This window comes from Cupriavidus sp. WGlv3 (assembly GCF_023952475.1).
GTDB classification, from domain to species: Bacteria; Pseudomonadota; Gammaproteobacteria; order Burkholderiales; family Burkholderiaceae; genus Cupriavidus; species Cupriavidus phytorum.
The window spans coordinates 104,661-127,420 of record NZ_JALHRX010000007.1; the positions used below are offsets into that span (position 1 = coordinate 104,661).

Here is a 22,760-nt window from a genome sequence, read left to right on the forward strand (position 1 = left end):
ACCCCGGCCGCGCTTCCTACGATGACATCCATAAATGTCACAATAAACACTGTCGTAAAGGTGAGGAGCGCGCATGAATGCACCCGCAGAGTTGCCGCCGGCGTTGTCACAGCAGTGGCCACAACAGGCACCCCCTGCCTCCGAGCACACCGACATCGCCATCATCGGCAGCGGCTTTGCCGGCCTGGGCATGGCGATCCGGTTGCGCGAGCGCGGCGAGCGCGATTTCCTGGTGTTCGAGAAAGCCGGCTCGGTCGGCGGCACCTGGCGCGACAACCATTACCCCGGCTGCGCCTGCGATGTGCAGTCGCACCTGTATTCCTTTTCCTTCGCGCCCAACCCGGACTGGTCGCGCATGTTCTCGACCCAGCCGGAAATCCGCGCCTACCTGGAGGACTGCACCGACCGCTTCGGCCTGCATCAGCACCTGCGGCTGCACCATGAGCTGCGCCACGCCGCCTGGGACGAGTCCGCGCAGCTGTGGCGGCTGCGGATGGCCGACGGCAAGGTGGTGCGGGCGCGCGTGCTGGTGTCGGGCATGGGCGGGCTGAGCCGGCCGTCCTATCCCGACATCCCCGGGCTGGACACGTTCGAGGGCGAATGCTTCCACTCGCAGCACTGGAACCACGCCTATGCGCTGGGCGGCAAGCGCGTGGCGGTGATCGGCACCGGCGCCAGCGCGATCCAGTTTGTGCCGCAGATCGCGCCGCAGGTGGCGCAGCTGGACCTGTACCAGCGCACCCCGCCGTGGATCATGCCCAAGCCCGACCGCGAGGTCAGCGCCGCCGAGCGCTGGCTGTTCCGCCGGCTGCCGTTCACGCAGACGCTGGTGCGCACCGGCATCTACTGGATGCTGGAGTCGCGCGTGCTGGGCTTCGTGCTGCATCCGAAGATCATGAAGGTGGTCGAGCGTGTCGCGCGCCGCCACCTGGCGCGGCAGGTGCGCGACCCGGCGCTGCGCGCAACGCTGACGCCGGACTACACCATCGGCTGCAAGCGCGTGCTGATCTCCAACGACTACTACCCGGCGCTGACGCGCGACAACGTCGACGTGGTCACCACCGGCATCGCCCGCGTAGAGCGCGACGCGGTGGTGCTGCGCGACGGCACGCGCCGGCCGGCGGACTGCATCATCCTCGGCACCGGCTTCCATGCCACCGACCCGCTGCCGCGCGGCGTGATCGCCGGCATCGGCGGCGTCGACCTGGTCGATGCGTGGCGCGACGGCGCGCAGGCCTACCTCGGCACCACGGTCGCGGGCTTTCCCAACCTGTTCTTCGTGGTCGGCCCCAACACCGGCCTGGGCCATAGCTCGATGGTGTTCATGATCGAGTCGCAGGTGGCCTATATCGCCGACGCGCTGCGGCAGATGCGCCGCGACGGCGTGCAGGCGGTGGACGTGCGCGAGCCGGTGCAGCGTCGCTTCAACCAACGGCTGCAGGCGCGCCTGGGCCATGCGATCTGGTCCGCCGGCGGCTGCGCCAGCTGGTACATCGACCCGCGCAGCGGCCGCAACACCACGCTGTGGCCTGGCTTCACCTGGCAGTTCCGCCGTGCCACCGCCAGCTTCCGCATGACCGACTACGACCTGTACCCGGTTCGCCGCGCCGTGCCGGACGAGGCCGCGCGGCAAGCGGACCTCGCCAGCGCCGCCGGCGCATGACGCACGCGCCTTTCCCCGCTTACATCCAAGGACAACGACACACACCGGAAGGAGACCGGACATGAAGGACTTCCGCAACAAGGTTGCCGCGATCACCGGCGCCGGCTCGGGCATCGGCCGCGCGCTGGCACTGGTGCTGGCGCGCGAGGGCTGCCAATTGGCGCTGTCGGACCGTAACGAGGCCGGACTGGCGCAAACCGCGGCGCAGGCCATGGCGGCGGCCCCGCACGCCCGCGTCACGCAGCACACCGTCGACGTGGCCGACCGCGCCGCGGTCTACGCCTGGGCCGCGGCCGCCGCCGACGCGCACGGCCGCGTCAACCTGATCTTCAACAACGCCGGCGTGGCGCTGTCGAGCACGGTCGAGGGCATGAACTACGACGACCTGGAATGGATCATCGGCATCAACTTCTGGGGCGTGGTGTACGGCACCAAGGCCTTCCTGCCGTACCTGAAGGCCAGCGGCGACGGCCATGTGGTCAACACCTCGAGCATCTTCGGCATCTTCGCCCAGCCCGGCATGGGCGCCTACAACGCCAGCAAGTACGCGGTGCGCGGCTTCACCGAATCGCTGCGGCAGGAACTGGACCTGATGGACTGCGGCGTGTCGGCCACCACCGTGCACCCCGGCGGCATCAAGACCAATATCGCGCAGGCCAGCCGGGTCTCGGCCAGCGTCAACGGTTTCCTGGTGCGCGACGCGCAGCACGGCAAGGACGAGTTCGAGAAATTCTTCATCACCTCGCCCGACAAGGCCGCGCGCGTGATCCTGGAGGGCGTGCGGCGCAACCGCCGGCGCGTGCTGATCGGGCCGGACGCCTACGCCGCCGACGCCATGGCGCGGCTGCTGCCCGCCGCCTACCAGGCGCTGGTGGTGCGCGAGACGCGCCGCAAGCGCGATCTCGGCAACGTGGTGGCGCCCGCTTCGGTGGGCCAGGGAGAGCGCCCGTGAACCGCCTTGCAATGGAAGCCGACGCGGCGCTGCTGGCGCCGCCGGGAACGCTGACGCGCTGGTTCGGGCAGGGACGCGTGGGTTTGTTCAGCCTGTCGCGCGCGACGCTGGCGCAGCGCCATGCGCTGCCGGCCTCGCGCTGGGTGCGCGTGCTCGACGCGATGGTGCACTACACCGACGAAGGCCCCGCCGACGGCGAGACCGTGGTGCTGATCCACGGCTTCGGCGCGTCGCTGCATACGTGGCAGGGCATCGTGCCGGCGCTGGCGCAACACTATCGCGTGCTGCGGCTGGACCTGGCTCCGTTCGGGCTGACCGGGCCGCTGCGCGACGGGCGCGGGCGCATCGAGACCATGGACGTGCAGCGCTACCGCGACTTCATCGATGCCTTCCTGGCGGCGCTTCAGGTGCGCCGCGCCAGCGTCATCGGCAACTCATTGGGCGGGCTGATCGCGTGGGACCTCGCGGTGCGCCGGCCGGGGGCGGTCGACAAGCTGGTGCTGATCGATGCCGCGGGCTTCCCGATGAAGCTGCCGATCTATATCGACCTGTTCCGCCATGCGCCGGTGCGCTGGTCGACGCCGTGGCTGCTGCCCGAGTGCATCATCCGCGCCGCCACGCGCGACGTCTACGGCGATGCCGCGCGCGTGCCCGAAGCCACCTTCCGCCGCTACGTGGACTTCTTCTATGCCGAAGGCAGCCGCGAGGCCGTCGGCAAGATGGTGCCGAAGCTCGACTTCGCCCAGCTCGACACCCACCTGCTGGGCAGCGTGCGCGCGCCCACGCTGGTGCTGTGGGGCGAGCGCGACCGCTGGATCCCGCCCGCGCACGCGCAGGCCTTCGCCGAGCGCATCCCCGGGGCGCAGCTGCGCCGCTACGCGGGGCTGGGCCACGTGCCGATGGAAGAAGACCCGCAACGCGTGGCCGCAGACCTGCTGCCCTTTTTAGCGCAATGAGCTTGCCATCCAAGGAGACCGCCATGATGCCAGTCCGCCGCGACGTGCATCCCCACCTGCCGCCGGAGCGCATCAGCGACTGGCACGAGCGGGGCCGCCACGTCACCCATTTCCTCAACACGCTGTCGATCTTCTTCCCGGCCGGCGAGCGCTTCTTCATGGACAGCGTGCGCAACTACCGCGACCAGGTGCAGGACCCCGAGCTGAGCCGCGCCATCGCCGGCTTTATTGGCCAGGAGGCGATGCACACGCGCGAGCACATCCTCTACAACCGCCTGATGGAAGACGCCGGCCTGCCCGCCGCGGTGCTGGATCGCGCGGTGTGGTGGCTGCTGGACCTGCTGCGCAGGATCCTGCCCAAGTCATGGCAGCTGGCGCATACCATCGCGCTGGAGCACTACACCGCGATGCTGGCCGGCGGCGTGCTGAAGGACCCGCGTCATCTCGGCGCCAGCTCGCAGGCTGGCTACCGGCAGGTGTGGACCTGGCACGCGCTGGAGGAAACCGAGCACAAGGCGGTGGCCTACGACGTCTGGAACACGGTGATGAAGCCCGGGCCGTACCGCTACTTCGTGCGCACCTTCACCATGCTGACCACCACGGTGACGTTCTGGGCCATGGTGTTCGTGTTCCATATTGCGCTGGTGATGGGCGACAAGGGCTGCCGCAACAAGCTGAGCGGGTTTGGCAGCGCGCTGCGCTTCCTGTGGACATCTCCCGGCGCGCTGCCGCGCATGATCCCGGAGTGGCTCAGCTACTTCCGCCCCGGCTTCCATCCGTGGGACGACGACAACCGCGCCGAGCTGGCCCGCATCGATCCGCTGGTGCGGGAGATCGAAGACACCGCGCGCGCCGCCGGCGTCTCCACCCGCGCACCCTCGCTGCGGGGGACGGCATGACCATCTGGCAGTGCCGTATCTGTGGATTCGTCTATGAGGAAGCGCTTGGCATGCCCGAGCACGGCATCGCGCCCGGCACACCGTGGGGCGCGGTCCCGCCGGAATGGCGCTGCCCGGACTGCGGCATGGCGAAAGCGGATTTCGACATGGTCGCGGTATAGGCGGCACGGGTGGATGAGGGCTACGGTTTGGCGCCCCCGCCCTCCTCATCGTGCAGATGCTCGATGATCGCCGCCACCCGGTCCCCCAGATACTTGTTGGCCGAGATCTCCAGCGCCCGCATCATCTCTGTCTCCGCCATCACCAGCGCCAGCGGGCGGATGCGCCACAGGATGTCGACCAGCCGCGGCACGTCCTGCGGCGGCGGCAGCTTGCCCTCGCCAAAGCGGTCCAGCTCGCGCACCACGGTGGCGACGATCTGGTCCGACACCGCCTGGAAATGCCCGCGCGACTGCGCGATGATCTCCAGCACGTCTTCCAGCGCAAAGCCCGCGTGCGCGATTTCGGCGCCCGCGGCCAGCGCGCGCGGGCTGCGCGCCAGGTAGCCCGGTCCGTCCGGTTCCAGCAGCCCCAATGAGATCGCCTTGGCCAGCGCCGGGCGCGAGATCGCGCGGCCGAACAGCCGCGCCAGCGCCAGGTAGGAGTAGTGGCGCGGGGTCTCGTTGGTCCACGGGCTGCTGATGGCGGTTTCCAGCCCCAGGATCGAGCGCAGGTCGTGCCCTTCGACGATGGCCTTGAGCAGCTCGGTGATATTGGCCAGCGTGTAGCCGCGCGCCAGCAGGTGGTGGATCAGCTTGAGCCGCCCAAGGTGCGCCTGGGTGTAGATGCCCACGCGCCCGCGCCGCTGCGGCGGATCGATCAGGCCGCGGTCCTGGTACGAGCGCACGTTGCGCACCGTGGTGCCGGCCACGCGCGCCAGTTCGTCGATGGTGTATTCCGGGGCGGGCGCCGGTCCGGATGCGGCGGACCCCTGGCGGGGCGAAGACGAGGGTTGGCGGCGCCGGGTCAGTGTCATGCGAAAAATTCTAACCGAGGAACGCGGCAGGCAAAGTGGCGGCGGGTTTTGCCGATAATGAAGGCATTGCCCCTATCCCCACCTCCCGAGCGCCCGTTTCCCATGCATATCCGCTGGCTCGAAGACTTCGTCTGCCTGGCCCAGGCCGGCAGCCTCGCGCGCGCCGCCGAGTTGCGCAACGTGACCCCGCCCGCCTTTGGCCGGCGCATGCAGGCGCTGGAGGTCTGGGCCGGCGCCCCGCTGATCGACCGCAGCGCCTTCCCGGTGCGCCTGACCGCCGAGGGGCGCCAGTTCCTGGAAGCGGCGCAGAGCGCGCTGCGCACGCTCGACGACACCCGCCTGGCGCTGCGCGCCGCGCATCGCGCCGACGCCAGCACCGTGACCATCGCCACCGGCAAGACGCTGGCGCGCTCGATGGTGCCGGCCTGGCTCGCGAGCCTGCGCGAGGCGCTGCGCCAGGACCCCGCGGCGGCCGGCTTCCGCACCCGCCTGTCGACCTTCCCGATGCACGACGCGCTGGCGATGTTCGCCGAGGGCGATGCCGATTTCCTGCTGTGCTACAGCCCGCCTGACTTGCCGGTGATGCTCGACGACGCGCGCTACCAGTTCCACCTGGCCGGCGTGGAGCGGCTGGTGTGCGTCAGCGCCGCCGACGCGCGCGGCGCGCCGCTGCACCGGCTCGGGACAGGCAAGCCCGCCGGCAAGACCGCGGCCCGGCCGGTGCCGATGATCGCCTACGCCGAGACCCTGACGCTGGGGCGCATGGTCAACCAGGAGATCGCGCGCCGCAAGCTGGCGCCGCGCCTCGACGTGATCGCGGTCAGCGACTTTGCCGAGTCGGTGCACGAGATGGTGCGCCAGCGCATGGGCCTGGCCTGGCTGCCGGCGCGGCTGATTGCCGACGACCTGCGCGACGGCCGGCTGGTGCGCGCCATCGCGGCCCCGCGCGAGGATGATGGCGGCGACCTGGCGCTCGACATCCGCCTGTACCGCCCGCGCGCGCCGATGCGGCCGCTGGCCGAGGCCTTCTGGCAGGCCGCGGTGCAGGCGCCGCGCTAAAGCGCCTTCCGTCGTCATTGCCAAATCGGCAACCGTGGTTGCCAAAGCCGCACGCCGCGCCGGTGCCGCGCTTCTAACATCGGTCCACAACCATGATTCCGGGACACCGAGCCAATACCATGAAGACCACCCTGCGCGCGGCCGCTGCCGCACTCTGCCTTGCCGCCTGCGCCGGCGCCGCTTCCAGCGCCGCCGCCGCCACCTGGCCCACCAAGCCGATCACGCTGGTGGTGGGCTACACCGCCGGCGGCAGCGTCGACCTGGTGGCCCGCACCATCGCTCCGGAACTGGGCAAGCGCCTGGGCCAGAGCGTGGTGATCGAAAACCTGGGCGGCGCCGGCGGCACCATCGGCGCGTCCAAGGTGGTCAAGGCAGAAGCCGATGGCTACACGCTGCTGATGGGCTCGGGCAGTGAAGTGTCGATCGCCCGCCTGACCAACCCGGCGGTGCGCTATGACGGCGAGAAGGACCTGGCGCCGGTGACCTTCGTCGGCACCCAGCCGATGGTGCTGGTCGGCAAGCCGGGCCTGCCGGCGAAGAACGCGGCCGAGCTGATCGCGCTGGCCAAGGCCCAGCCGGGCAAGCTGTCGTATGCCTCGTCCGGCGTCGGCACGCCGCTGAACCTGGCGGGCGAGCTGATCAAGCAGCAGGGTCGGGTCGAGATCACGCATGTGCCGTACAAGGGCGCCTCCGCCATGGCGACCGACCTGCTCGGCGGACAGATCGACCTGGCGGTGATGGTGCTGTCGTCGGCGCTGCCGCATATCCAGGCCAACCGCGTGCAAGCCTACGGCGTGACTGGCGCCAAGCGCTCGCCGGTGGCGCCGAACGTGCCCGCGCTGGCCGAGACGCCGGCGCTCAAGGGCGTGGACATGGGCGTGTGGTTCGGCCTGATGGGCCCGGCCAGCTTGCCCAAGCCGGTGGTCGAGCGCCTGAACACCGAGATGCAGGCCGTGCTGGCGATGCCGGACGTCAAGAAGAAGCTGGCCGAGGCCGGCGTGGAAGTGGCGCCCGCCAATCCGGCGCAGTTCGGCAGCTTTATCAAGCGCGAGACCGGGCGCTATCGCACCATCGTGCAGACGGCGGGGATCCAGCAGTAAGGGGGAGAGGGCCGGCGCCTGCCATGCCGCGGCGGCCCCGCAAACTCCCTGTCCCTATCACAACGACTTGGCAGGCACCGACCCGCCAGGCACCCTGAACGCACCGACTCCATGACCCACCAGCCCACCGCACCCGTCGAAGCCTACCCCGTCGACGTCGCCTTCCCCGACATCCGTCCCTACGCCGCCGGCAACACCGGCATCCCCTACCTCTACAGCTTCGACAGCGGCCAGCCCGGCCCGCACGTGATGGTCAACGCGCTGACCCATGGCAACGAAGTCTGCGGCGCCATCGCCGTCAAGGCGCTGCTGGACCACGGCCTGCGCCCGCGCCGCGGGCGCCTGACGCTGGCCTTTGCCAACGTCGATGCGTACCACCGCTTCAATCCCGCCAGCCCGGATGCCTCGCGCTTCGTCGACCAGGACTTCAACCGGGTGTGGACCGCCAAGGTGCTCGATGACGCCAGCCTGGATTCCTCGGAACTGCGCCGCGCACGCGCGATGCGGCCGGTGATCGATACCGTCGACCTGCTGCTGGACCTGCATTCGATGCATGAGAAAAGCCGGCCGCTGATCGTCTCCGGTCCGCTGGAAAAAGGCATCGCCCTGTCGCGCGCGCTCGGTGCGCCGGCGGATGTGATCGTCGACGAAGGCCACCCCGAAGGCCGCCGCATGCGCGACTACGATGGCTTTGGCGATGCCGCCAGCCCGCGCAATGCGCTGCTGATCGAATGCGGCCAGCACTGGGAGCCCGCCGCCGTGACGGTGGCGCAGGACAGCACCGCGCGCTTCCTGCTGCATGCCGGCATCGTCGATGCAAGCGACCTGCCCACCGGCTGGCTGCAGCCGCTGCCCGCCGCGCAGCGCGTGGTGCGCGTGACCGAGCCGGTGGTGGCCGCCAGCATGGACTTCCGCTTTGCCGGCCCCTACACCGGGCTCGAGACCTTTACCGAGGCCGGGACCGTAATCGGCTGGCGCGACGGCGCGCCGGTGGTGACGCCTTATCCGGATTGCGTGCTGGTGATGCCGTCGCTGCGCCAGTTGCGCCCGGGCGTGACCGTGGTGCGCCTGGGCCGGCTGGAGCGCTGACCCGGGTACGCTGGGCCGGGCGCGGCTGCGCCCGGCAGGATGCTGCGCACAGGCTCATGGCGCGGCCCTCCGGTTGACTGCAGGTGGGGTAAGCAGAAGGGCTAGGCGGCCGGCGCGACCACCGTGTCCGCCGGCGGCGGAGGCGGCAGCATGCCGGGGAACAGCTGCTCGACCAGCTCATCGAGCTTGGACGACGGCTGCACGAAGTTGCTCAGGTTCAGCCCGCCCGCGCTGCGGTTGGCGTTGTAGATCGCCTTGCCGACCCGGTCGCCATTGAGAAACACGGTGATGTCGGCGTTGTTCAGGTAGGTGTTCCAGTACCAGGCGCCGCGCGCGGTGTACAGCGCCACCATCGGGCACGATGCGATCGAGGTTTGCGCTTGCAGCACCTTCACCTCGAAATTGCGCCGCCGCAGCGACGACAGGAAATCCTCGACAAAGTCATTGCCGCTGACCGGGTTCACCACCACGCACAGCAGCGTGCCGTGGGCGCCGTAGTTGCCCAGCGGACCGCCGCCGGCCGGTAGCTGGAACGCCACCACGGGATCGGTGGGGTCAAGGCGGTCGACCGGCGTCACGGCCTGGTAGGTCGAGCAGGCGGTCAGCAGCAGGCCCGCGCAGGCCGCCAGCAGTGCATGGTTCATGGAAGGTCCTGGATGGCTGGGCGGCGCGCCATGGCAAGGCGCATTGGCCACCGCATACCTTCACACTGTAGGCGCCGGCAGGCCGATCCAATCGGGCAAACAGAAGCGCAAAACGGCCGCTTCTGGCGATGCGGGTGGCGTTGCGGAGGACGCCTCAGCCGCCCGCGCCGCCTTGCGCCAGCCGGCCCACCAGCACCAGGCAGAGCGCGGCCAGGCACACGCCGATGACCGCCACCTGCACCCGTGTCACGGGTTTGCCGCCGAACAGCGTCTGGCTGAGCCAGGCGGGCGAGATCACGCCGACGAGGGTCGCCACCATGATCAGGATGGCAAGGACGGACAGCACGGATTGCATGGCGGGTAACTCCGGAATCGTCGCGGGTGCGATCAGTTGGCGCCGCCGCGCAGCAGGCAGTCGCGCAGCAGCGGCATGCCGTCGGCCAGACCCGCGCCGTTGCACTCCACCGCCACCTTCTGCCCGCGCCGCACCATGGTGGCGCGGGCTTCCACTTCGCACTCGCGCCCGGCCGGGCCGCAGATCTGGCGCGGCAGCAGCAGCGCGCGCACATTCGCGCCCGGGTCGTTGGTGCGGATATCGACAAAGACCTGCTCGCCGTCGCGGCGGATGCCGCTGGCGACGCCTTCGACGATCAGGTACTGGTTCAGGTAGTCGCGGTCCGCCTGGCCGGGATTGTTGCGGTAGGCAGCCAGCAGCGCATCGGCCTGCAGCTGCGGCAGGCGGTCGGCGGGGCGTTGCGGGTCGATGCTGACCGGGTCCAGCGTGCCGTTGCGCGGCACGCCGCGCACCTCGCTCGCCGGCACCGCGCTGGCCGCGGCCTGCGCATCGGACTGCGCCTCGGGCGCCGCGCCGCCAACATCGTCGCGGCGGTCATTGCCGGCAAACCACAACATGCCAAGGACGGCCACGGCGACGATGGCAATGAGGATTTGCTGGGTGCGGTTCAACATCGGGAAGGTCCTGCGTCAGTGAAAGCGGATGGCGGAAGCCGAAGGGCGAATTATGCGCCCTGCCTGCCGCAAAAGCGCGCAATCGCCGCCACCGCATGGTCGACGCTGCGCTCCGCCGCCACCGCGCGGCCCAGCGTGGCGGCGCGTTCGCGCGTGGCCGCCTGCTCGGTGAAGGCGATCATCGCCGACAGCCGCGGCGCATCGATCTTGTGCCCGGCGACATGCCGCGGCGCCACGCCCAGCGCCGCCAGCCGTCCCGCCCAGAAGAACTGGTCGCCCGCAAACGGCAACACGATCGACGGCACGCCCGCCGCCGCCGCCGCATGCGTGGTGCCCGCACCGCCGTGGTGGATGGCCGCGGCCACGCGCGGCAGCAGCCAGTCGTGCGGGGTCGCGCCCACCACATGGAAATTGGCCGGCAGCGCGCCCACGTCGATGCCGCTCCAACCCGGATAGAACAGCGCGCGCCGCCCGTCGACCGCCTGCACCAGCGCCGACACCACCTTGTGCCGATCAAAGCCCGCCATGCTGCCGAAACCGATATAGAGCGGCGCCTCGCCCGCGGCCATGAAGTCGCGCAGCGGTGCGTCCGGCTGCCAGTCCGGCTGCGGCGGCAGGGCCCAGGCCCCGGTTACCAGCCAGTCGCCATGCCAGTCAGCCGGACGCGGCACCAGGTGCGGCGACATCGCATACAGCGTCGGAAACGCCGGCCACATCGCCTTGCGCGCCGGCACGCCGAACAGCCGGGACCGCGCCGCATTGGTCGCATTGCGGAACATCCGCCACAGCACGAAGTTGATCAGGTGATGGCTGGCGCGGTTGGCCCACCCCGGCATCCTGAGCGGCGGCAGCAGCGCCGACGGAAACGCCCGCGTCGGCGAGATCGGGAACATCCCCGCCGCGATCACCGGCTTGCCAAGCTGCTCGCCCACCGACAGCGCCACATACGCCGTCAGCCCCGAGAACACGATCGCATCCGCATCGCGCGCCGCCTGCGCCAGCTGCGCCATCCACGCCTCGGTGTTGTCCTCGGCAATGCGCCCGAACGCGCGCGTGGCCTCGGCCACGTTGCCGCCCTCGGTCATCAGCTTGTGCAGCGCGCCGCCGGGCGCCAGGGTCTGCTGGATATCGCCGGCCATGGGCTCGAACGCGATGCCATGCTCCGCGGCCAGCGGCGCGGCCGAGCGTTCGCCCAGCATCAGTACGTCGTGGCCGGCTTCACGCAGGCCCAGGGCCAAGGCGACGATGGGGCGGCAGTCGCCCTGGGTGCCGAAGGTGATGAGGGTCAGGCGCATGGAGGTAGCGATGGCTTAGGCGACCCAATCTGGACCATGTTGGTCATGTCACCGAAATGGTCAGGAACCTCATGCTCGGATTGGGTACAGGCGATCTTGGCCTTTTCGAACATCTGGACCCCCCGCCCTACTTCCCAATACAAAACCGCGTAAAAATCGTCCCCAGCAGGTCATCGCTGGTGAACTCGCCGGTAATGCTGTTCAGGTGCTCCTGCGACAGCCGCAGCTCTTCCGCGAACAGGTCCAGCGCCTGGGCCTGGCGCTGGCTTTGTTCGGCGGCCACGTCCAGGTGCGATTGCGCCTGCCGCAGCGCGGTCAGGTGCCGTTCGCGCGCGAGGAAGGTGCCTTCGTTGCCGGATTGCCAGCCCACCAGCCGCAGCAGCTCGCGGCGCAGCAGTTCGATGCCGGCGCCGGTGCGGGCCGAGATCCAGATCTCGGTTGGGTTGGGGCCGTTGGCGGCGACCACGTGCGGGCGGTTGCCGCCGAACATCATCTCGCCCACCGCGGGGGCCTTGTCGATCTTGTTGACCACGCGCACGATCGGCGCGCCCGGCGGCAGCTGGCCGCTGAGCTTGTCGTCGATGGCGTCGTCGATCTCGGACAGGCCGTGGCGCAGGTAGTCGGTGGCGTCGACCAGGTGCAGCACGATGTCGGCACGGCGGATGGCATCCCAGGTGCGTTCGATGCCGATGCGCTCGACTTCGTCGTGGGCGTCCTCGCGCAGACCCGCGGTGTCGATGATATGCAGCGGGATGCCGTCGATCTGGATGGTCTCGCGCACGCGGTCGCGCGTGGTGCCGGCAATCGGCGTGACGATGGCCAGTTCCGCGCCGGCCAGCGCGTTCAGCAGCGACGACTTGCCCACGTTGGGCTGGCCCGCCAGCACCACCGACAGCCCCTCGCGCAGCAGCGCGCCCTGGCGCGCCTGCGCCAGCACCGCGCCAAGTTCATCGCGGATGGTGGCAAGCTGGCCGCGCGCGTCGGACTGCTCCAGGAAATCGATCTCTTCCTCGGGGAAATCCAGCGTGGCCTCCACCAGCATGCGCAGGTGGATGACCTTGTCCACCAGCTGGCGGATGGCGTTGGAGAACTCGCCCTCCATCGAGCGCGCGGCCGAGCGCGCCGCGGCCTCGGTGCTGGCTTCGATCAGGTCGGCCACGGCCTCGGCCTGGGCCAGGTCGAGCTTGTCGTTGAGGAAGGCGCGGCGCGTGAACTCGCCGGGCTCGGCCAGGCGCAGGCCGATGCCGTCGCCGGCCTGCAGGCAGCGCGTGAGCAGCATCTGCATCACCACGGGGCCGCCGTGGCCCTGCAGCTCCAGCACTTCCTCGCCGGTATAGGAGTTGGGGGCCGGGAAATACAGTGCCAGCCCGTGGTCGATGACCTTGCCGTTGCCATCGAGAAACGGCAGGTAGGTGGCGTGGCGCGGCTTCAGTGCCTGGCCGCAGACGGCGCGCATCACGGGGCCGACATCGGGACCGGACACGCGCACCACGCCGATGCCGCCGCGCCCGGGCGCGGTGGCGATGGCGGCAATGGGAAGCTGGGGAGCAGTCATGGCGGTATTGTCGCAGATCGGGTGCGCGGGTGCGGTTCGCGTGGCACCTGGTGGGCGGGGCCGCCATGGCAGGCGGAGTGGTCAGCTGGTGCCGGGCAGTGGCGGCGGCATATCGTCCGGCATCGCCTGCAGCTCCAGGCACTCGGCCAGCAGGCGGCGCGCGACGATGCCGTCGACCAGTCGCCCCAGCCGGGCCTGCCGCTTGACCAGCTTGCGATGCAGGCGCCTGGTATAGCGCGCCGGCAGCACCGGCGCCAGCGCCTCGATCACGTAGCGCAGGCGCTTGCCGGCGATGCGCTGCGCGTGTACCGCGACGGGATCGCCATCGCGCGCGTTCCTGGCCAGCGCCCGCAGCTGCTTGCGGCCACGGCGCACGCGCTGGCGTGCAAACGACGCGAGGCGGGCGCGGTCATTGCGGGCGCGGCCGGCAAGATGCGCCAGGTGCGCCAGATCGCGATGCAGCGCCGGCAGCGGCCAGTCGCGGTAGGTAGCCAGCGCCGCCAGCATCGCTTCGCGCGCGGCGTTGCGGCGCTGCCGGGCGGTGTCGGCAATGGCGGCCAGTACCGTGTCGTCCGGCTCCTGTTCGCGGGCCGGGCCGACGGTCTCGGCCAGGAACACGTCCCAGTCGCGAGCCGCGCTGGTGGCGCGCGCCAGCGTGCGCAGGTCGCGCTTCCAGCGGTCGCGCTCCTGCCGCGGCAGGGCCGGGCCCATGGCCCAGACCACCGCGCGCGCATGGCGCAGGGCGATGCGCAACTGGTGCAGGTCTTCCGGGTCGTCGCGGTGCTGCAGTTGCTCCAGGCACGCGTCGATGCGCGCCAGGCCGGCTTGCGCGAGGGCGGCAAAGGCAGCAGCGGGCCGCGCCTTGCGGCGCAGTTTGGGAGAAGGGGCGTCGGCGTTCATGGCGGACTGCATGCGGTCAGGCGCGCACGCGGGACGCAGATGCCTTCAGTGTAGGCGACAGCACGCGCGAGGGCGGCATGCGGCGCCAGCGCCGCTTTCGGTCGGTTGACAGGCCGCGCCCTTCACGCTGGAATGCGCAGATCCGCCGGGACCAGTGCCCCGACCCACGAGGAACCGCCATGACCACCGAACAGGAACGGCTGCTGCTGCGCGACACCATCGAGGCCGGCTTCCGCCAGGCCGCCTTCGTCAACGACGTCGGCATCGCGCTGGCGGAGTGTGGTCACGGCTGGTGCGAGTCCACGCTGGCAATCACGGCGCGCCACCTGCAGCACGGCGGCATCGTCCACGCGGGCGTGCAGGCCACCATGGCCGACCACACCGCCGGCGCGGCGGCCTCGACCATCCTGCAAGCCGGCCAGCACGTGGTCACCGCCGAATTCAAGATCAACCTGCTGCGTGCCGTGCGCAGCGAACGGCTGCATTGCCGCGCCGACGTGCTCAAGTCCGGCCGTTCCATCATCGTGGTCGAGGCCGACGTGTTTGCCGATGTCCACGGCGAATCCGTGCTGGTCAGCCGGCTCAACGCCACCATGAGCGTGCTGGACCTGGCCTGAGATCCTCTCGCTCCCACCTCGACCAAGGAAGCCATCCATGATCGTCCCGCGTAACGCCTGTTAGCGCGTCGCGACGATAAACAGGCGCGGGAACGGCAGCAGCACCGAGCCGTCCGGCAGCGCCGGGTACGCATTGGCGATCTCGGTCTGGTAGCGCGCCAGGTAGGCGGCGCGCTCGGCCTCGTCCAGCGGCTGCAGGAACGGGCGCAGGCCGCTGCCCTTGAACCACTCCACCACCGCGGCCGCGCCGCCGGCGAGCGGATGGTGATAGGTGGTCAGCCACACGTCCACGCGCTGGCATAGCGGGCGCAGCAGCTCGTAGTACCAGCGCGCCGGCGCGCGTTCGGCGCGGGCCTTGCTGGCGCCGGCCAGCTTTTCGGCCCACGGCCCTTCCGCCGCCACCCGGCGCATCAGCTGGTGCGCGGGCTCTTCCAGGTTGTCCGGCATCTGCACGGCAAGCGTGCCGCCCTCGGAAAGCTTGGAGACGAGTTCGGGAAACAAGCGGGCATGATCGGGCAGCCACTGCAGCACGGCGTTGGCCAGGATCACGTCGTACGGGCCGGCCTCGTCCCAGGCGCCGATGTCGGCCACGCGGAACTGCACGTCGGGCAGGCGCTTGCGCGCGGCGTCGATCATGTCCGGCGAGCTGTCCAGCCCGGTCACCGAGGCACCGGCATAGCGCGCCAGCAGCACCTCGGTGGAATTGCCGGGGCCGCAGCCGATATCCACCGCGCTGCGCGCGATCTCGTTGGGAATGGCAGCCACCAGGTCACGGACCGGGCGGGTGCGTTCGTCTTCGAAGGCGACGTATTGGTGGGCGGACCAGCTCATGGGGGTCTCCTGACGTTGAGGCAGGCCAGTAGGATACGCCTGCCGCAGCCAACGCCGCCGGAACAAGGCTCCCCTCGCCCGCTTGCGGGAGAGGGGTGGGGGAGAGGGCCGGAGTGTCCACGAAGTGAAGCGCGTCGGTATGCCAGCGCCTGCCCTCTCCCCCTGCCCCTCTCCCGCTCGCGGGAGAGGGGAGCAAACCGTCGAGATTGCACAAGCCCTCAGCCTCAGCAAAAACAAAAAGCCCGGCAATCTCTGCCGGGCTTTCCATCACCGCTTCTTGCAACAGGCTTTAGCTCTTGGCCACCACCGCGGCCTTGCCCTTGCCCAGCATCCGGTTGATCTGCCACTGCTGCGCGATCGACAGGATGTTGTTCACCACCCAGTACAGCACCAGGCCGGCCGGGAAGAAGAAGAACATCACCGAGAACACCAGCGGCATGATCGTCATCACCTTGGCCTGCACCGGATCCGGCGGGGTCGGGTTCAGCTTGGTCTGCACGAACATCGACACGGCCATCACGATCGGCAGGATGTAGAACGGATCCGGCACCGACAGGTCCTTGATCCAGCCCAGCCACGGCGCGCCGCGCATTTCCACCGACGACAGCAGCACCCAGTACAGCGCGATGAACACCGGGATCTGGATCACGATCGGCAGGCAGCCGCCGAGCGGGTTGACCTTCTCGGTGCGGTACAGGCCCATCATCTCCTGGTTCATCTTCTGCGGGTCGTTCTTGTAGCGCTCGCGGATCGACGTCATGCGCGGCTGCAGGTCCTTCATCTTGCCCATGGACTTGTAGCTTGCCGCCGACAGCGGGAAGAACACCAGCTTGATCAGCACCGTCAGCGCGATGATCGACCAGCCCCAGTTGCCCAGGAAGCCATGCAGCTTCTCCAGCAGCCAGAACAGCGGCTTGGCCAGGATGGTCAGCCAGCCGTAGTCCTTCACCAGCTCCAGGCCCGGGGCGATCTTCTCGAGCATGTGCTCTTCCTGCGGGCCGGCGAACAGGCGCGCATCGGTGCTCACGCTCGCACCCGGGGCCAGTTCGCCCAGCGGCTGCTGGATGCCCACGCGGTACAGGTTCGGATCGATCTGCTGCACGTAGAAGCTGTGCTCCTTGCCGGTCTGCGGAATCCACGCCGAGGCAAAGTAGTGCTGCACCATCGCCACCCAGCCGTTGTTGGCGGCGGCCGGCACGGTGGCCTTGCCCTTGGCGATGTCTTCGAAGTCGATCTTGTGGTACTTGTCGGCGTCCGTGTAGACCGCCGGACCGGTGAAGGTGCTGTAGAACTGCGATTGCTCGACCTTGCTGCCGTCGCGCGCCAGTTCCAGGTACAGCGTCGGCGAGACCGGCGCGGTGCCCGCGTTGGTCACGTCGAACTTGCTGTCGACCACGTAGCTGCCCTTGCGGAAGGTGTAGGTCTTGACCAGCTTCACGCCGTTCTTCTCGGCGGTCAGCACCACCTGCAGCTGGTCGGCGCCGTCCAGCGTGCGCGGACCCGGGGCCGCGGTGAACAGCGTGGTGTGGTTGGGCAGGTCGCCGCCGATCAGGCCCGAGCGCGCCATGTAGGTGCGCACGTTGTCGCGCTCGAACAGCACCACCGGCTTGCCGTCCTTCTCATGCTCCTTGAGCAGCTCCAGGCGCGACACGATGCCGCCGGCGGTGTCGATCTCGGCGCGCACCGTGTCGGTGGTCACCACGATCTTCTCGCCGGTGGGCTGGGCCGCGGCTTGCGGCGCGGCGCCAGCGGCCGGTGCGGCTGCACCGGGCTGGACGTTGGCCTTGGGCACGTCGCCCTGCGCGGCAGCGCCGCTGGCGGCCGGCGCCGAAGCGGCCTGCTGCTGCGTCGCGCTCGGGAAGAACATCGACGCATGGCCGTTGGCGCGTTGCCAGTTGTCGTAGAGCAGCACGAGGGACATCGAGAAGATGACCCAGAGGATGGTGCGTTTGATATCCATGTCTGGCTGTGGTCGGAAAAATCAGGGTCTGGGCAGACGGATTGCCACGGGCGCACGGCCTGTGGCGGCATGGACCGGCGTGTCAGCTTCCGTGCCCGGCACGGGATCATACCCGCCTTGCGCGAAAGGATGGCAGCGGCACAGCCGGCAGGCGGCCATCCAGCTGCCGCGCGCGGCGCCATGATGGACGATGGCGTCGCGGGCGTAGTCGGAACAGGTCGGCAGGAAGCGGCACTGCGAGCCCAGGTAAGGGCTGAGGGCGATCTTGTAGACGCGCAGCAGGGCTAGCAGGATTCGCTTCATGGCGGGGCGGTCAGGCTGGCTGGCCTGGTGGCTGGCTTTGCGAGGGGCTCGCCGGTGGTGCCGCGGTGGGCGGCGCCGGGGGCGAGGCAGGCGGCGCGGGTGGCGGCAGTGGCCTGGCCGCTACCTCGAGCAGGCTGGCGATTTCCGCCGCGCATGCCCTTCGGACCGCCGCGCGCGTCGCAAATTCCGCGCGCGGAAACTTCGCTTGCAGGCGCAGCAGCACGTCGCGCCCGGCCAGGTGTTCGCGGCGCTGGCGGAACAGCTCGCGCGCCATGCGCTTCACCAGGTTGCGCTCGGCGGCGCGTGGCGCAAACTTCTTGCCCACCACCACGCCCAGGCGGCCTTCCGGCCGGTCATTGGCGCGTACATAGAGCACGAAGTGGGTGCTGCGCCGCCGGGGCCGCAAAGCAAAAACGGATGAAAACTCATCCGTCTTTGTCAGCCTCGCGGCTTTGGGAAAGGCAAAGGTAGACACGCCTGGCAAAGCTAGCGGGAACACTGCACCCTGCGGCAAGCTACCGGCCATCCGGACAGCGAGGCGGTTGGCCTGGACCGCGTTGCCGCGGTCCGGACCGGTCGCCCGGCCCTTAGATGGCCAGGCGCTTGCGGCCCTTGGCGCGGCGTGCGTTGATGACGGCACGGCCGCCGCGGGTCTTCATGCGGACACGGAAACCGTGGGTGCGCTTGCGGCGGGTAACGGAAGGTTGGTAGGTACGTTTCATGTTGCACTCTCTGGTTGATCTGGGCGCGCCTGACTTCGGCCGGTGCCGGGGAGCCGTGGCCGCCGCGTATGGTTCGCATGGGGCTGCCGCTGGCAAGGAACTGCCGCGGTGTTGCCGACGATTCTGGTTCTGTCTTGCTGCCGGCCGGCGGCGCGATGCAGGCGTGGCCTGTGGGCGCGGACGGCACGAACAGGCCAGACCCGGCGATGCGCATACGTGATCCCCTGCCGCATCGCAGAACCCGGCATTTAACCCAGTTTCAGCGGCGATGTCAAGGCGCAGGCCTGTGTGCACCGGCACAATTGCCACACCGCCATGTGCCCCGTGGTGGCCCATTGTCCACAACGACCAGTGGGTAACTGCGTGTGACCCGAGGGGCACCTCTATTGCATCCATCCACAGGCGAAGTCCCTGTTTTGCCTGAATTTTTGCCGTTTTCCGCACCCCGGAAACCCGCGCCACAGCAGGGGTTGTGCACATCAATCCACTGCATTTGCACAAGTTGTCCACAGACTTATCCTTTGTGGATAACTCAGGGGCGGGGGTACAATCCGGGTCCAAACACAACACGGGCTGCGTGGCGCAGGCGCAACCCGGGCCCCCCACCGCGATAACGCATGACTTACGCACGCCAGTGCGGCGAGCCGGAAAGCTCGCTGGCGGCGGCATGGCATGCCGCGGTGGCCTCGACCGTGGGAAATGGATTCCCAATACAGCCGAGGCGGCCCGGACTACGCGGCGCATACGCCGCCCGTGGCGTACCCGGTGCCGCTGGCAAGGCGGCGCCGGGTGCGATTAGCCAACAACAAACAATGCAAGATTTCTGGCAGGCGGCAGCCGCGCAACTCGAGCGCGAGCTGACGCCGCAACAGTTCAAAACGTGGATCAAGCCGCTGGCGCCCGTTGCGTTCGATGAAGAAACGCATGCGCTGCGGATTGCTGCGCCCAACCGTTTCAAGCTCGACTGGGTCAAGAGTCAGTTTTCGGGGCGCATCACCGCCCTCGCCTGCGAATACTGGGAAGCGCAGGTCAGTGTCCAGTTCGTGCTCGATCCCGCCGCGTCGGGCCGCGCCGCTGCCTACATGCAGCCGGCCCAGCCCGGCATGGGCGCGGGCGGCATGGACCGCATGGAACATCACGCAGCACCGGGTACGGGCATGGGCGGCTATCCCGGCGCCCAGCCCGGCCAGCCGATGGGCGGCCAGGCCCCGTTTGCCATGCCTGGCCAGCCGGCGCAGCCCGGCTATGGCGATTACCCGAGCGCGGCCGCGTATGGCCTGGGACAGCCGCCATATGGCCACCCGACAGGCAACCACGCCGGCATGCCGTCTGCCGCCCCGGTTCCGGCCGGCGCGCGTGGCCAGGGCATGGGCCAGCATCCCGGCCAGCACCACCCGCAGCACAACGCCGACCTGGGCGAGATCGACGTGGTCCAGATGGATCCCGCCGAAGCCAGCGCCCGCTCCTACCGCGCGCCGCAGCAGGGCCAGCATCCGCATGCCGCGATGGGCAACGCCGCGCAGATGCCCGGCCACCAGCCCAGCGACACGGTCCACGAGCGCTCGCGCCTGAACCCGATCCTGACCTTCGACAACTTCGTCACCGGCAAGGCCAACCAGTTGGCAAGGGCCGCGGCGATCCAGGTCGCCAACAACCCGGGCAAGTCCTACAACCCGCTGTACCTGTACGGCGGCGTGGGCCTGGGCAAGACCCACCTGATCCACTCCATCGGCAACCACATGCTGATGGAGAACCCGCGCGCGCGCATCCGCTACATCCACGCCGAGCAGTACGTGTCCGACGTGGTCAAGGCGTACCAGCGCAAGGCCTTCGACGAGTTCAAGCGCTACTACCACTCGCTGGACCTGCTGCTGATCGACGATATCCAGTTCTTCTCTGGCAAGAACCGCACGCAGGAAGAGTTCTTCTATGCCTTCGAGGCCCTGATCGCCAACCGGGCGCAGGTGATCATCACCAGCGATACCTACCCCAAGGAAATCACCGGCATCGACGACCGCCTGATCTCGCGCTTCGATTCCGGCCTGACCGTGGCGATCGAGCCGCCCGAGCTTGAAATGCGCGTGGCGATCCTGATGAAGAAGGCCGCCGCCGAGAACGTCAACGTTCCGGAAGAGGTCGCCTTCTTCGTTGCCAAGCACCTGCGCTCCAACGTGCGCGAGCTTGAAGGCGCGCTGCGCAAGATCCTGGCGTTCAGCAACTTCCACGGCAAGGACATCACCATCGAGGTGACGCGCGAGGCGCTGAAGGACCTGCTGACCGTGCAGAACCGCCAGATCTCGGTCGAGAACATCCAGAAGACCTGCGCGGATTTCTACAACATCAAGGTCGCTGACATGTATTCGAAAAAGCGGCCTGCCAATATTGCACGGCCGCGCCAGATCGCGATGTACCTGGCCAAGGAGCTGACGCAGAAGAGCCTGCCGGAGATCGGCGAACTCTTCGGCGGCCGCGACCACACCACCGTGCTGCACGCCGTGCGCAAGATTGCCGACGAACGCAGCAAGGATGCGCAGCTCAACCATGAGCTGCACGTGCTGGAGCAGACGCTCAAGGGCTGATCGCCGGCTGGTACCCGGGGCGGCTCCCGGGACGGCGTTTTGAAGGGCCAGCCCCGCCGGGCTGGCATACTGTAGGGTGCGCGCCACGGACATCCCGTGGCGCCTGGGGAATTAACGTCAGCGTCGCCGGGGCAAGTGTCCGGAAAGTGGCCACTGATAAGGCTTTGCGGTGAGTCGGGACGGGATGGCAAGAACGGTTGGCGCCAGCGTGGCTTTTTGGGCACAGCTGGCCCGCCGGCCGGTCCCGCCCCGCTTCACCGCAGCGGCTTATCCTTGGTACAATGGCACATTAACTCCTTGATTCCTAAGTGAATTTGGAGTTGTTTGCGTTCTGCGGTCGCCGATTACAAACGACGAAGGATAAATTCAATGCAATTGGTCAAAACCTCGCGAGACAACCTGCTGCGTCCGCTGCAAATCGTGAGCGGCATCGTGGAGCGCCGCCACACCCTCCCGATCCTGGCCAACCTGCTGATTCGCAAGTCCGGGTCGAACGTATCCTTCCTGTCGACCGACATCGAAATCCAGATCACCACGCATGCCGAATGCGGCGTCGGCAATGACAGCGTTGCCACCACCGTGGCCGCGCGCAAGCTGCTGGACATCCTGCGCGCCATGCCCGACGGCGACGTCGCCCTGTCGCTCAACGACAAGCGCATGACCGTGCAATCCGGCAAGAGCCGCTTTGCCCTGCAGACGCTGGCCGCCGAAGAATTCCCGACCGTGGCCGAAGCCAGCGAATTCAACGCCAGCGTCAGCCTGCCGCAGAAGACCTTCAAGCACCTGCTGGCGATGGTCCACTTCGCCATGGCGCAGCAGGACATCCGCTACTACCTGAACGGCATGCTGCTGGTGGTGGACGGCAAGAAGGTCATGGCAGTCGCCACCGACGGCCACCGCCTGGCCTACTGCGGCGTCGAGCTGGAAAACGAAGCCGCTGGTGTCGGCTCGCGCCAGGAAGTCATCATTCCGCGCAAGACCATTCTGGAACTGCAGCGCCTGCTGGAAGACAACGACGATCCGGTCACGGTGCAGCTGGCCGCCAACCAGGTCAAGTTCACGTTCGCCAATATCGAACTGATCTCCAAGCTGGTCGAAGGCAAGTTCCCGGACTTCCAGCGCGTGATCCCCAAGGGCTACAAGAACGCCTTCGCGATCGACCGCGTGCAGCTGCAGCAGGCGCTGCAACGCACCGCGATCCTGACCACCGACAAATTCAAGGGCGTGCGCTGCATCCTCGACACGCACATGCTCAAGATCAGCTCCACCAACGCCGACCAGGAAGAGGCGCAGGAAGAGCTGGAACTCGATTACTCGGGCGACGCGCTCGATATCGGCTTCAACGTGACCTACCTGCTCGACGTGCTTGCCAACCTCAAGACCGAGCAGGTGCAGGTCAGCCTCGGCGACTCGAATTCGAGTGCGCTGATCACCGTGCCGGACGACGACAACTTCAAGTACGTCGTCATGCCGATGCGCATCTGATGATCCGGTGACAGGACCTGTGCCACAACCAGCGCAGACAACAACCGGAGCAGCAAACGGCACGCTACGACACCCGGCCCCGGCCGGTACGTCCAGGGGATGAATATCCCGCCGCGGGGGCAGGATCGTTACGACGATCCGCCCCTTTTGCCGTTTTTAGTAACCCG

23 protein-coding genes are annotated in these 22,760 nt (G+C 68.7%); 11 read left to right on the forward strand and 12 right to left on the reverse strand.

Translation table 11 applies throughout. The features are described 5' to 3' along the window. The first annotated feature begins 73 nt into the window (after positions 1-73). The 5 genes from MKD38_RS14180 to MKD38_RS14200 all read left to right on the forward strand — a co-directional run bounded on the left by MKD38_RS14180 (position 74) and on the right by MKD38_RS14200 (position 4,631). Positions 74-1,663 carry a flavin-containing monooxygenase gene (locus tag MKD38_RS14180; protein ID WP_252677700.1) on the forward strand — a complete coding sequence of 530 codons (1,590 nt, stop codon included), beginning with the start codon at positions 74-76 and terminating at the stop codon, positions 1,661-1,663. A 61-nt stretch (positions 1,664-1,724) separates the two neighbouring features. After that, on the forward strand, positions 1,725-2,615 hold the full coding sequence (locus tag MKD38_RS14185; RefSeq protein WP_252677702.1) for an SDR family NAD(P)-dependent oxidoreductase: 891 nt from the start codon (positions 1,725-1,727) through the stop codon (positions 2,613-2,615). Continuing rightward, positions 2,612-3,571, forward strand: coding sequence for an alpha/beta fold hydrolase (locus MKD38_RS14190; RefSeq protein ID WP_252677705.1), 960 nt, complete (start codon positions 2,612-2,614; stop codon positions 3,569-3,571). The genes MKD38_RS14185 and MKD38_RS14190 overlap by 4 nt, the downstream gene beginning before the upstream one ends. Before the next feature lie 23 nt (positions 3,572-3,594). Next, on the forward strand, positions 3,595-4,470 hold the full coding sequence (locus MKD38_RS14195) for a metal-dependent hydrolase (RefSeq protein WP_252677707.1): 876 nt from the start codon (positions 3,595-3,597) through the stop codon (positions 4,468-4,470). Next, on the forward strand, positions 4,467-4,631 hold the full coding sequence (locus MKD38_RS14200; protein WP_116345166.1) for a rubredoxin: 165 nt from the start codon (positions 4,467-4,469) through the stop codon (positions 4,629-4,631). The genes MKD38_RS14195 and MKD38_RS14200 overlap by 4 nt, the downstream gene beginning before the upstream one ends. A 20-nt stretch (positions 4,632-4,651) precedes the next feature. Here MKD38_RS14200 and MKD38_RS14205 read toward each other — a convergent pair whose 3' ends face one another. After that, positions 4,652-5,485 carry a MerR family transcriptional regulator gene (locus MKD38_RS14205; protein ID WP_252677709.1) on the reverse strand — a complete coding sequence of 278 codons (834 nt, stop codon included), beginning with the start codon at positions 5,483-5,485 and terminating at the stop codon, positions 4,652-4,654. A 102-nt stretch (positions 5,486-5,587) separates the two neighbouring features. On the opposite strand from MKD38_RS14205, the gene MKD38_RS14210 reads away from it, so the two are divergent. The 3 genes from MKD38_RS14210 (at position 5,588) to MKD38_RS14220 (ending at position 8,733) form a co-directional block, all read left to right on the forward strand. After that, positions 5,588-6,544: a LysR family transcriptional regulator gene (locus MKD38_RS14210; RefSeq protein WP_252677711.1), complete on the forward strand. Its 957-nt coding sequence runs from the start codon at positions 5,588-5,590 to the stop codon at positions 6,542-6,544. A 119-nt stretch (positions 6,545-6,663) separates the two neighbouring features. Next, complete coding sequence (locus MKD38_RS14215; RefSeq protein WP_252677713.1) at positions 6,664-7,644, forward strand: Bug family tripartite tricarboxylate transporter substrate binding protein; 981 nt, start codon at positions 6,664-6,666, stop codon at positions 7,642-7,644. Positions 7,645-7,755: 111 nt separating this feature from the next. Beyond that, entirely contained in the window at positions 7,756-8,733 is a 978-nt protein-coding gene (locus MKD38_RS14220) for a M14 family metallopeptidase (RefSeq protein WP_252677715.1), read from the forward strand. Positions 8,734-8,834: 101 nt separating this feature from the next. On the opposite strand, the gene MKD38_RS14225 is transcribed toward MKD38_RS14220, so the two are convergent. From MKD38_RS14225 to MKD38_RS14250, 6 genes are all read right to left on the reverse strand, one after another. After that, positions 8,835-9,377 (reverse strand): Sbal_3080 family lipoprotein, encoded by a 543-nt coding sequence (locus MKD38_RS14225; RefSeq protein WP_252677717.1) that lies wholly within the window; start codon positions 9,375-9,377, stop codon positions 8,835-8,837. Between the two features lie 154 nt (positions 9,378-9,531). Then, the gene (locus tag MKD38_RS14230; protein WP_252677718.1) at positions 9,532-9,732 is read right to left on the reverse strand and encodes a hypothetical protein; all 201 of its coding nucleotides are present in this window, start codon (positions 9,730-9,732) and stop codon (positions 9,532-9,534) included. Positions 9,733-9,764: 32 nt separating this feature from the next. Continuing rightward, positions 9,765-10,346: an OB-fold putative lipoprotein gene (locus MKD38_RS14235; protein WP_252677719.1), complete on the reverse strand. Its 582-nt coding sequence runs from the start codon at positions 10,344-10,346 to the stop codon at positions 9,765-9,767. A gap of 50 nt (positions 10,347-10,396) precedes the next feature. Beyond that, positions 10,397-11,641, reverse strand: a complete 1,245-nt coding sequence (locus MKD38_RS14240; protein WP_252677720.1) for a glycosyltransferase — start codon at positions 11,639-11,641, stop codon at positions 10,397-10,399. A gap of 127 nt (positions 11,642-11,768) precedes the next feature. Continuing rightward, positions 11,769-13,196, reverse strand: coding sequence for a tRNA uridine-5-carboxymethylaminomethyl(34) synthesis GTPase MnmE (gene mnmE / locus MKD38_RS14245; RefSeq protein ID WP_252677721.1), 1,428 nt, complete (start codon positions 13,194-13,196; stop codon positions 11,769-11,771). Positions 13,197-13,277: 81 nt separating this feature from the next. After that, on the reverse strand, positions 13,278-14,096 hold the full coding sequence (locus MKD38_RS14250; protein ID WP_252677722.1) for a CHAD domain-containing protein: 819 nt from the start codon (positions 14,094-14,096) through the stop codon (positions 13,278-13,280). Between the two features lie 179 nt (positions 14,097-14,275). Between MKD38_RS14250 and MKD38_RS14255 the strand changes: the two genes are divergently transcribed. Next, the gene (locus MKD38_RS14255) at positions 14,276-14,713 is read left to right on the forward strand and encodes a PaaI family thioesterase (protein ID WP_252677724.1); all 438 of its coding nucleotides are present in this window, start codon (positions 14,276-14,278) and stop codon (positions 14,711-14,713) included. Positions 14,714-14,773: 60 nt separating this feature from the next. On the opposite strand, the gene tam is transcribed toward MKD38_RS14255, so the two are convergent. The 5 genes from tam to rpmH form a co-directional block, all read right to left on the reverse strand. Continuing rightward, a complete protein-coding gene (tam, locus tag MKD38_RS14260; RefSeq protein ID WP_252677726.1) occupies positions 14,774-15,544 on the reverse strand; it encodes a trans-aconitate 2-methyltransferase in 771 nt (256 codons plus the stop codon). A 289-nt stretch (positions 15,545-15,833) separates the two neighbouring features. Then, the gene (yidC, locus tag MKD38_RS14265; RefSeq protein WP_252677728.1) at positions 15,834-17,504 is read right to left on the reverse strand and encodes a membrane protein insertase YidC; all 1,671 of its coding nucleotides are present in this window, start codon (positions 17,502-17,504) and stop codon (positions 15,834-15,836) included. A 21-nt stretch (positions 17,505-17,525) separates the two neighbouring features. Further along, positions 17,526-17,807: a membrane protein insertion efficiency factor YidD gene (gene yidD / locus MKD38_RS14270; RefSeq protein WP_082818812.1), complete on the reverse strand. Its 282-nt coding sequence runs from the start codon at positions 17,805-17,807 to the stop codon at positions 17,526-17,528. A 10-nt stretch (positions 17,808-17,817) separates the two neighbouring features. Further along, positions 17,818-18,333 (reverse strand): ribonuclease P protein component, encoded by a 516-nt coding sequence (gene rnpA / locus MKD38_RS14275; protein ID WP_256504871.1) that lies wholly within the window; start codon positions 18,331-18,333, stop codon positions 17,818-17,820. A gap of 61 nt (positions 18,334-18,394) precedes the next feature. Then, a complete protein-coding gene (rpmH, locus tag MKD38_RS14280; protein ID WP_008650850.1) occupies positions 18,395-18,529 on the reverse strand; it encodes a 50S ribosomal protein L34 in 135 nt (44 codons plus the stop codon). Between the two features lie 812 nt (positions 18,530-19,341). Between rpmH and dnaA the strand changes: the two genes are divergently transcribed. Continuing rightward, positions 19,342-21,108 carry a chromosomal replication initiator protein DnaA gene (dnaA, locus tag MKD38_RS14285; RefSeq protein ID WP_252677732.1) on the forward strand — a complete coding sequence of 589 codons (1,767 nt, stop codon included), beginning with the start codon at positions 19,342-19,344 and terminating at the stop codon, positions 21,106-21,108. 369 nt (positions 21,109-21,477) lie between these two features. After that, on the forward strand, positions 21,478-22,593 hold the full coding sequence (gene dnaN / locus MKD38_RS14290) for a DNA polymerase III subunit beta (RefSeq protein ID WP_062796045.1): 1,116 nt from the start codon (positions 21,478-21,480) through the stop codon (positions 22,591-22,593). Positions 22,594-22,760: the final 167 nt, after the last annotated feature.